Origin of the sequence: Celeribacter persicus (assembly GCF_003050785.1) — a bacterium.
Taxonomy (GTDB): domain Bacteria; phylum Pseudomonadota; class Alphaproteobacteria; order Rhodobacterales; family Rhodobacteraceae; genus Celeribacter; species Celeribacter persicus.
The window spans coordinates 1-9,336 of record NZ_QAOH01000043.1 but is presented as its reverse complement, the minus strand read 5'-3'; the positions used below and the strand labels follow the sequence as shown (position 1 = coordinate 9,336).

Below are 9,336 nucleotides of genomic sequence, written 5' to 3'. Positions count from 1 at the left end.
TTCGGACGACACCCGCCCATTCCGATCACCCCGGCTCACATCCACTTTCCAGCCACCAGCCCGCGTCGGCTGTACCGCATCCAGAACTTCCACAATGCCCATCGGCTATCTCCCGCGACGGGCGCCGGGAGCCACTCTCCCAGCCCTCAACCCGTCACCGGGAAACCGGCACTCCTTTCACTCTCAAAGGCCGCCACCGCCCCGTTAACATCCGCGTCGATGTCAATGCATGATCGGGAAAACGCAATCGGGTCCACTACGAGGAAGAGCGAGGCTATTTGATCTTCTTGAGTTCCCGGATCTCACGGAGCGCCGCACGTTCAAACCGCTTGATCTGCTGAGTGATCTTTTCGTCACCACCGAATGCGGAGGCACTGCGCCGCCCATAGGAAGAAAAGTTGCGCACGATCCGAATACCTTCGTCGTCACGCACCTTCAGGTGGGTGAAGCGGCGATACAAGCGTTTGGTGTGTGCCTTAGTTGATTTTCCAGATGCGATGTTTCGCTCCGCGATCTTGCGGGTCCGGCGCATCGCCCTTCGCATCTTTCGCCACTGCCGAGCGAGGGAGCTTTCTCGAATGGCTGGGCCCCCTTCGTGGAGCGCAAAGCCGAGGTATTGTGCCGCTTTCCCCACCACCACGCCCGTACCCGTGAACTCGGTCCTTTCGGTCTTGTGGGGGGATATCTTCAGCTTCTCCGCCTTGATGAGATCCATGATTTTGGCTTCGGCCGCTGCGGCGTGAGCAGGGTCGCAGATCACCAAGATGTCGTCCGAATAACGGCGATACAGTGCACCGATATTATCGCAGAAAGCGCGTGCAGCTTCGTCGAAATCTATCATGTATAAGTTTGACGCCGCTGCGCTGATGGGGGTGCCCTGAGGGATGCCTCGCCTATGTCCCTTTGCCAGTTCGGGGTTCGGGTGGAACTTGATGCCATTGGCCTTGAGCTCTTCGATACTGGCAATCCGGTCACGGCTATTCTCCTTGAGCCGGGCGGAGAACGTGGCGTTCGCCTTGAGTTCTTCCATATCGACGTAGTGGAAGGCGGTGATTGCCCGAAACACGCGCATCCAGTGTTCGGGGAGCGACGTTACGCCGAGCACCGCCTTCAGGCGGCGCTTTAGGAACATGTGGTCAAGGTTGTCGAAGAAGCTGCTGACGTCGAATGCCAGTATCGTGACTGGAGAATGGGTCTTGGCAAACGCAAGGACTTCCGCTGAGAAATCGTAGTTACCGCGTCCTAGGGCACGATAGGCTAGAACACTATCGGACAGATGTGCAGCAGCATAATGGGCGTCCAATAACTTGTTCATCTCGCTGGCGTAGAAGGAAAGTATACAGGCGTCCCGGTGTGATGCGTATTTGATCGGGCGATCCTTCGAAGTGATCGTCCGCTTCCCAGTCTTCGGGCACTTCTTGTAGCGTTTCTCGGATTTCGTGTAGTGCAGGAGTGGGAGGAAGGAGTGCTTGAGCACGAAGTCCGGGTCCATTGCCTTGCCAGCGAACTTCTCGCCAACGGGAAGATCGAAATGGCGGTAGCCTCTATACTTAAACCAATCGAGCGGCATTCAGCCTCCTTGTCGCAGAGTTCGGAGGACTGGCCCTGACCCTGGGCTCCGGTTTGTTAAGCCGGGCGTCCCCCGAACGCACGCCACCTTCTGTCAGCGTATACGTTCAGCGTCTCACTTCCGAACGCCTCGCAGACACGGGTCTCGAAACGCGAGGTGGTATAATGTAACCGTGGAGGTCCGAGCTATGCTCAGTGTCTCATTCAGTCTGGCTCTGGTCGCGGCGATGCTGTTCGGCATCGTGCTGCCAGGTCACCTTAAAGAAGTTGACAAGTTCAACGGCCAAACCCGTGGGCCATTTCCCGCGGGCAATAACGATTTGGTGAGCGGGTGTCGGCAATTCAAGGTTGCGAAAAGACAATTTGGCCAATCTGAGTTGATGTCTGCAGTTGGAAAACCCGGCGGGTTTCCCCGCCGGGCCTGAGGGGGGGAGACCCCGTTCCTCAGAACGGGATCTCATCGTCGCGGTCGACCAGCTCGGGGTTTTCGTTCTCGGCCGACTTCGGACGGCTCAGAAAGTCGACCTTCTCGGCGATGATCTCGCAGCCGTAGCGGTCGTTCCCCATACTGTCGATCCACTTGGTGTAGTGGATGCGGCCATGGACGAGGACCTTCATGCCCTTTTCGCAGTGCTCAGCGACCGTCTTGCCGAGACCGTTGAAGCAGGTGATGCGGTGCCATTCGGTGTCCATGACCCGGTAGCCGTTCTCGTCGCGCATCACACGGCCTTCCGAGAGGCGGGGACGCGAGGTGGCGAGGCTGAAGTTGGTGATCTTGGTGCCGCTCTGGGTGGTGCGGACTTCGGGGGTCTGACCGATGTTGCCGGCGAGGATGACGATGTTCTGCATGATAAGCTCCTGTGTTTCCTGTCTTCGGGACCGTCCCTTCGACAAGACCCTGAAAAAGCCCGTCGGGTGACGCGTGCACGGTGGCCAGCATGGGCGCCGGAAACCCCCAAAGGACCGGGGTGGAGCGGGCAGGACGCCAAAGGCGGCCAACACGGCCCGGACTGACGCGGGGTTGCGCGCAGGAGACCGAACGGGATTAGGGGATTGTCAGTCGAAGGGATAGCCCAAGAGACAGAGAGATACGGGGAGCCCATGCCAGACCATGACCCCTTGGCAATCGGAGAAGCCTGACCCCCAGTTCAGCACCTCCCTGGCGGCGGAAACGGCGATCACCAGCATTTGCCACCCCTGCCCTTGCCTTCCGGGAGTTGCGGTGCCTTGCCGCGGCGGGCTATCGGTACCGGAGCATTCAGGACACGGTTCGCACCAATGGCTGATTACGATCTCGAGGCACTGTCGCTCAGCGAGCTGAAGAAAATGCAGAAGGACGTCGCGAAGGCGATTTCCACCTTTGAGGATCGGCAGAAGGTGGAAGCTCTCGCCCAGGAACTGGGCTACACCCTCGCCGAACTTGTCGGCACCGAGACGAAATCCTCGCGTTCGCCTGCAGCGCCGAAATACCGGCACCCTGAGAACCCGGCGCTCACCTGGTCAGGCCGAGGACGCAAACCGCAGTGGTTCGTGGAAGCCCTGGAAGCAGGAAAGACTGCGAGCGATCTGGCCATCAGTTGAAGGCTTGGTCTACGCGATCGGCCCAGAGCGGCAATTCGCCTCCCAGCCGAGTGCTGCCACGCAACTTCACAGAACCGGTCATTCGTCCATCGCGCAGCATTTTTGGTGGGTGCGGGTCGGCGGAGCGGCAACAAGCTGACCTTGATCAAAGCGGTGGTAGCTTCAGGCGGTCCCTATATACTCCGATGCGTTTGCGAGCACGATCCACGACGTCCCCGTAGAAAAGAAGTTCCGAGTACAGCTGCCCAAGTGTAGCCTGGCTTTTCGGCTCCTTCACGTCGTCGGTGCTGAAGAAGCCGTTCTCACCGGGCAAGCGATTGTAGCCTCTCAGGCGGATCGGATTGATGGTATCCCCAATCAGGTATCCGTAGAACTTCTTCAGCCTTCCGTTGGACTTCGCGGCCAAGAGTGTGGCGTATTCCATCAGGTCGTTGTCGTGCTCGTCGAGACTGACGCCGGGCGCCTTGAACTCCACGATCACAACGGAGCCTTCCTCGTGGAACAGCGCTATATCCGGGCGGCAGCCCCCGTTCTCCTCACCTATCCGGTTTAGCAACTCGCCAACGGCATCATCCACGTCGGCTTCAAAGAGGCTTTGGCCGTTGTCCCATTTGATCTGGTTCAGCGGCATGTCAGAGGCGATGTAGTCGTAGTAGTGGTACTCCTCGCTGAGCAACCAGACGTCGTGGTCCGAGACCTCCTCGCTGTCCTTCCGCATCGGGAAGAAGATGCTGTGGATCAGAGCCTCGTTTTTGCGGCGCTTTCCGTCGGGTAGTTCGGTCTGCACGTTGAGGCCCTGTTTCACGGCCAGGTCCAGCACGTCGATCAATGCTGACCTGCGAACAACCAGCTGCGAAAGGTTGGCCATGTCTATCGTCTTGAGTGAGGAGGCGAATTCCCACGAAAGATCGTCGATCTTGCGTCGAAAGTCATCGCTGTCCGGGGCGAGGCCCTTGATGGCCTCCTTCATGGCCGAGAGGCTGGACGTCTCGTTGACCACCTGCTCCTGAAGGTTCGTCAAGACACGCTTCGCGACCTCGTTCGGGGTGTCCCCGAACTTCACGCGCGTGTTCGAGTACGAGAGCATCTCCTCAGACACGCCGAAGTCCTTCGCCACGTCTTTCACGATAGTGTCCCTGGACCAATCCGGTGGCGTTATGAGCTCCTGTACCTTGTCGTCGAGAACCGAGAATATGTCTTCGAACGTAATCTGCATCCCTCCGAAGAGGTCGCCTGAGCCGTCGTCCAATGGAATCTTATCGAACCCATCGCGCTGCTCGTTCACACCATCATCCAACAGGGCCCCTTCGATCAGGACAATGTGGTAATGACCGTCAATCGCATTGTTTTCGAGCGTCTTGGTCTTGAGGTAACGGCCAGTGATGAGCTCAGCGATCGATGCCTTCGCACACAAACCTATGATGTTGCGAGGCAACGGGTACTGCGTCTCGTCCAGCTTGTAGTGCGTTATGGTGAAGTCGGCTGACACATTTTCCTTACCTTCGACGTGTTCGACGGTGATCGACGTCACGGACGTGTGCTCGGGGATATCCGCGGGCGTCAGGGTCTTTTCAGACTTGTTGCCCCCGAGGTCACTGACGAACTTGATCCGGAAGTCGCCGAGGTCATCCTTAAGGCTGACGAACCTTTGCAGCAGGTTGAAGAGAACGTGCTGTCGGATCGCCTCGGCAGTGAACGTCCTGTGCACGCTGGCGACGGATAGGATGGTCTCGCGCAGCTTCGGCACCACGTGCGAAAGTCGTATATGGGTCCCGACTTCGCCGGTGTCCCGATCCTCTACCGTGAAATCGGTCTCTTCGATGGTCTTTCGGTCGCGCAGAAAAGGTAGTGAGACATGCTTAAACCCGTCTCCCTCTCTGTAGGTTGATGATAGTGACACCGCCGTGAAATGGTGGAAGAACTGAACGCGACCCGTTCCTTTGCACTTCCCAATGCCAGGGATGTTGAGGTCGTCCTTGTAGGAGGTGTCCTTAGTCAGGAAGGCCTTGCGCTGCTCTGGCCCAAGACCGCAACCGTTGTCCTCGCAGGTGATCTCAAGCTCGAACACCTCGCCGAGCAAGTCCGCTTTCGTAGCTTTCACCTTGAGCGTCACTTCCAGGGCAACCGCGTCGGCCTCATCCCTCTTTCGGATCAGGAACGCGTCGATCGAGTTCGCCAGTAGCTCATCCACGACCACCAATGGATTCTTACTGATGCGCGTGTTTTTTAGGCTACCGCGGATATCCAGCGTCACTGTCGTTCCTCAATCATGTAACGATTTGTTTTTCCCACTTATCCTAGCGTGCTCTCTCCAAGTCAATTTTCGCGTGCTTGAGCCCTTGTAAGCACTGCGACCTGCGCTGGTGGCACACAGGCGTTCTTCAGATCGGCACCGCCGATCCACTCTGTCGGCGATAGGCCCGGGGGCGCACCTGCGCCTTGCCTGGGCCCTCGGGAAGTGAGGCCAAAGCCTCACTCGAAGGGATCGTATTCCGAGTTATGCGGCCAGCAGCATAACTCGGAGTATGACCCGTTCCAGATTATGGCCCGCTGAGGGCCATGAAGGCTGCAAGCCTTTGCTGCGCCGAGCTTTTCGCTCGGCGCTACGCACTTGGAAGTGCGCATAATCGCGGGCTTCACTGCGATCTTCGCAGCAAAGGAGATCGAACATGCGACCAAGCAAACGCAAATTCATGTTGAAGGACGACCCGGGCAATTTGCTTGCGCCGGTGTTCGGCGCCTATCGGCAACGATTGAGCGACGGGAAGTATGCGCCCAAGGTGCAAGCGCTGTACTTCGCCACCGTTTTCCATTTCGGCGACTGGCTCAAAACCGAAGGCGTTGCCCCAGGACAGGTCCGGGATCGGCACGTCCGACAGTTTCTCGCCGATCACATGCCGTCTTGCGAGTGTGATCGCCATACGCGCGGCGACACACACACAAATCGCGCAGCCCTGCATCTGCTCGGGCGGGTCATGGAGAGCACTGGGTTCGCTATGACGCGGACCCTGACTCCAATGGATGCGGAGCTTTTGCGCTTCGACGCGAAGATGCGAGAGGTCTGGGGCTATTCCGAGAGTACACGGGCAGCGCGGTGCCGCATCGTCAAGCGTTTTCTCATAGCCACTGTTGGCACCCAAGCCATTGATATAAATGGTATTGCAGGGTCGGATGTATCGCGCTTTATCATCGGGGACGGCACCCGCAGCGCAAGTTGCGCGCGTGGGCTGTCTGGCGCGATCCGCTGCTTTCTGCGGTATCGTCAGTTGATCGGCGATGATGTCACACATTTGCTTGCTGGCTTGCCGAGACCCCCTCGGCCCAAGCCTTCCACCCTGCCAGACGTTCTCACGGACGTCGAAGTCGACACGCTGCTGCAGTCGTTCAGCGCCGACTTTCCTCAGCGTCGGCGCGCGTTCGCAATCGCCAGATGCCTGATCGATCTTGGCATGCGCTCTTCCGAGGTGGCCGGACTGACCCTTGAAGACATCGATTGGCAGCGCGGCACGATCCGGGTCACCCATCGCAAAGGGCGCCGTGCAGATATTCTGCCGCTGCTGGAAGCGACTGGCCAGGCGATCGCAGACTACATCCTGCATGAGCGCCCTGGGCCGGCCTGCCCCAACATTTTTGTCCGACATAGACCACCTATCGGTGAGCCGGTTGGGCGACGCGCCGTTCAGAGGACCATGCTGGCCGCCTACCGTCGTCTGGGCTGGGATCGCACCCGGGTTCATATTCTCCGCCACACCCTTGCAACACGGCTTTTGGCGAGGGGCACATCAATGCCCGTTATCGCGGACGTCATGGGCCATCGCAGCCTCGATACGACAGTGATTTACACCAAGCTGGACAGCGCATGGCTGTCCAAGGTGTCACTGGCATGGCCGGGAGGCGCCCTATGAGCATGACCCTCACCCACGCCGCAGCCGCATATCTTGATGGCCGCTACCGCCACGGGTTCATCCCCACGAACGCCGACAATCATGTGTCATCATTTGCAAGATTTTCCGCGGAATGCGGCCATATCTGGCCGATGACTGCGGACCTTTGTCTGCGATGGGCGCGCGAGGGCGCTGCACATGCCGACCCGTTCAACTGGGCCCGTCGCCTTGAAGCGCTGCGTCCGTTTTCGCGTTATTTGTCAGAGCTTGACCCTGCCACCAGCTTTCCACCCGGAAGTCCATTCGGGCGCAAGACTCGGCGGCTGGCGCCCCACATCTATTCGGCTGATGAGGTCCGCAGGATTGTCGAGGAAGCTGGGCAACTGATGGCAACTCCCCCTTTGCGCCCGGTGCTCCTTTCGACACTGTTTGGGCTTCTCGCATCAACCGGCCTGCGGATATCCGAGGCTTTGGCCTTGCGGCTCGCCGATACCGATCTTGCTCGCGGGCAGCTAACCATCAAGGCCAGCAAGTTCGGAACAAGCCGATTGGTTCCCCTCCATCCGACGGCAATCCGGGCGCTGGACGCGTTTATGTCAGCACGCGGGCAGGCTGTTGCCCCGGGGAAGGACACGCATCTGTTTTCACTTCACTCGGATGGTCGGTCAGTACCGTACGCCAACGTCCTCTACGCTTTTTCTCGATTGCCAGTGATCAATGAGATCCGGCCACGCGGTGGGCATGCGAGGGTTCGGATACATGACCTTCGGCATACATTCGTCTGCCGCAGATTGATGATCTGGCTCGATGAAGGCGTCGACATCGACAACGCAGTTCTGGCGCTGTCGACCTATGTCGGGCACGCCAAGCCGGTCAGCACCTATTGGTACATGGAGGCTATTCCCGAACTGATGGCGCTGACCAGTGCGCGCTTCGAGCGAACGATCGGCGTCATGGAGGAGATCAGCCATGCTTGATCGAGCCCAGAATCCATCATTTGCAAAGCTGCTTCAGCAGTTCTTCGTCGACTACCTTGGCCAACAAAAGGCTGTCAGCCGCCACACGATCGCGGCCTATCGTGACACCTTCCAACTGCTCCTCCAGTTCGCGCAGGTCGCCATCAGGAAAGCCCCGACAGAACTGACCATGGGCGACATGAATGCTGCCCTGATCCTCGGGTTCCTCGACCATCTCGAGAAAGTCAGAGGGAACAGCGTGCGCAGCAGGAACGCCCGACTTGCGTCAATCAGGGCCTTTCTCAAGTACGCCGCACACCATGACTTCGGGGCTTTGGCCACGATTGAGCAGGTCCTTGCGATTCCGATGAAGCGCCATGACAAACCCCTCGTCGGCTTCCTTTCGAAAGGAGAGATTGACGCGATCCTGAACGCGCCCGATCCAGCCACCTGGACCGGACAGCGTGATCGCGCGATGCTCGCACTGATGTACAACACCGGGGCGCGGGTCTCCGAGGTCGCTGTTTTGCGTCTGGATGACTTGGTCCTCGGTCCGAGTTCCGTTGTTCATCTCAGGGGAAAGGGCCGCAAACAGCGCAGTGTCCCTCTTTGGCGGCAGACAGCAGCCACGTTGCGCAAATGGGTGGATCAAGATGACCGGTGGAACGGAAGCAGGCCGCTATTTCCAAGTGCGACAGGCAAGCCGCTGACTCGATCCAGCATTGCGAGGCGGCTTGAACTTGCAGTGGGCAAGGCGGCGGTGACACTGCCCGAACTTTCCAAGCGCACGGTGTCGCCGCACATCATCCGGCATTCGACGGCCATGCACCTGCTGCAATCCGGTGTCGACATTTCCGTCATCGCGCTCTGGCTCGGGCATGAAAGCCCAACAACAACCCACGTCTATCTGTCGGCGGACATGGTGATGAAGGAGGAAGCCCTGCTTCGCCTTCAGCCAGCAGACGTTGGTCGGGCACGGTACGAGGCACCGGACAATCTCTTGGCTTTCTTGAAAAACCTCTGATTATGCGCACTTCCAAGTGCGTAGCGCCGAGCGAAAAGCTCGGCGCAGCAAAGGGTTGCAGCCGTCATGGCCCTCAGCGGGCCATAATCTGGAACGGGTCATACTCCGAGACGATCACGACCTCGTCTCCGTCGATTTCATCTGCGGGGACGGCGCCATAGGTTCCATCACCGGCCTGGAAGACGACGATCGAGACCATGAGCGTGGCGGCGAGGGAGGCGGCGAAAGCGTGAGCATCTTTGCGGGACATCTGTTTGGCTCCTGTCTTGGAGGCGGAGGACCATCCCCCGCGCGACAGGACCCCGCAGGCCCGAAGACTGGC

9 protein-coding genes are annotated in these 9,336 nt (G+C 59.0%); 4 read left to right on the top strand and 5 right to left on the bottom strand.

The window, feature by feature from the left end; genetic code table 11:
* Window positions 1–274: 274 nt before the first annotated feature.
* The 3 genes from C8N42_RS20360 to C8N42_RS22120 form a co-directional block, all read right to left on the bottom strand.
* Window positions 275–1,570: a reverse transcriptase domain-containing protein gene (locus C8N42_RS20360; RefSeq protein ID WP_107818248.1), complete on the bottom strand. Its 1,296-nt coding sequence runs from the start codon at window positions 1,568–1,570 to the stop codon at window positions 275–277.
* Between the two features lie 443 nt (window positions 1,571–2,013).
* A complete protein-coding gene (locus C8N42_RS20350) occupies window positions 2,014–2,418 on the bottom strand; it encodes a single-stranded DNA-binding protein (RefSeq protein ID WP_008335991.1) in 405 nt (134 codons plus the stop codon).
* 207 nt (window positions 2,419–2,625) lie between these two features.
* The gene (locus tag C8N42_RS22120; RefSeq protein WP_281261424.1) at window positions 2,626–2,757 is read right to left on the bottom strand and encodes a hypothetical protein; all 132 of its coding nucleotides are present in this window, start codon (window positions 2,755–2,757) and stop codon (window positions 2,626–2,628) included.
* Window positions 2,758–2,847: 90 nt separating this feature from the next.
* On the opposite strand from C8N42_RS22120, the gene C8N42_RS20345 reads away from it, so the two are divergent.
* Window positions 2,848–3,150: an H-NS histone family protein gene (locus tag C8N42_RS20345; RefSeq protein WP_107818246.1), complete on the top strand. Its 303-nt coding sequence runs from the start codon at window positions 2,848–2,850 to the stop codon at window positions 3,148–3,150.
* Between the two features lie 145 nt (window positions 3,151–3,295).
* On the opposite strand, the gene C8N42_RS20340 is transcribed toward C8N42_RS20345, so the two are convergent.
* On the bottom strand, window positions 3,296–5,404 hold the full coding sequence (locus C8N42_RS20340) for a hypothetical protein (protein WP_107818245.1): 2,109 nt from the start codon (window positions 5,402–5,404) through the stop codon (window positions 3,296–3,298).
* A 415-nt stretch (window positions 5,405–5,819) separates the two neighbouring features.
* Between C8N42_RS20340 and C8N42_RS20335 the strand changes: the two genes are divergently transcribed.
* The 3 genes from C8N42_RS20335 to C8N42_RS20325 are packed head-to-tail and all read left to right on the top strand — an operon-like array spanning window position 5,820 to window position 9,014.
* Window positions 5,820–7,055 (top strand): tyrosine-type recombinase/integrase, encoded by a 1,236-nt coding sequence (locus tag C8N42_RS20335; protein WP_107818244.1) that lies wholly within the window; start codon window positions 5,820–5,822, stop codon window positions 7,053–7,055.
* Complete coding sequence (locus C8N42_RS20330) at window positions 7,052–8,011, top strand: tyrosine-type recombinase/integrase (protein WP_170109394.1); 960 nt, start codon at window positions 7,052–7,054, stop codon at window positions 8,009–8,011. The genes C8N42_RS20335 and C8N42_RS20330 overlap by 4 nt, the downstream gene beginning before the upstream one ends.
* Entirely contained in the window at window positions 8,004–9,014 is a 1,011-nt protein-coding gene (locus C8N42_RS20325; RefSeq protein ID WP_107818242.1) for a site-specific integrase, read from the top strand. Before C8N42_RS20330 ends, C8N42_RS20325 begins: the two co-directional genes overlap by 8 nt.
* A 73-nt stretch (window positions 9,015–9,087) precedes the next feature.
* Here C8N42_RS20325 and C8N42_RS21735 read toward each other — a convergent pair.
* Window positions 9,088–9,336 (bottom strand): hypothetical protein (locus tag C8N42_RS21735; protein WP_107818241.1); only part of this gene is annotated, 249 nt, incomplete at its 5' end.

Coding starts and splice junctions, on each gene's coding strand:
- C8N42_RS20335 (WP_107818244.1), top strand. CDS start 5,820: ATGCGACCAAGCAAACGCAAATTCATGTTGAAGGACGACCCGGGCAAT.
- C8N42_RS20360 (WP_107818248.1), bottom strand. CDS start 1,570: ATGCCGCTCGATTGGTTTAAGTATAGAGGCTACCGCCATTTCGATCTT.
- C8N42_RS20325 (WP_107818242.1), top strand. CDS start 8,004: ATGCTTGATCGAGCCCAGAATCCATCATTTGCAAAGCTGCTTCAGCAG.
- C8N42_RS20345 (WP_107818246.1), top strand. CDS start 2,848: ATGGCTGATTACGATCTCGAGGCACTGTCGCTCAGCGAGCTGAAGAAA.
- C8N42_RS20330 (WP_170109394.1), top strand. CDS start 7,052: ATGAGCATGACCCTCACCCACGCCGCAGCCGCATATCTTGATGGCCGC.
- C8N42_RS22120 (WP_281261424.1), bottom strand. CDS start 2,757: ATGCTGGTGATCGCCGTTTCCGCCGCCAGGGAGGTGCTGAACTGGGGG.
- C8N42_RS20350 (WP_008335991.1), bottom strand. CDS start 2,418: ATGCAGAACATCGTCATCCTCGCCGGCAACATCGGTCAGACCCCCGAA.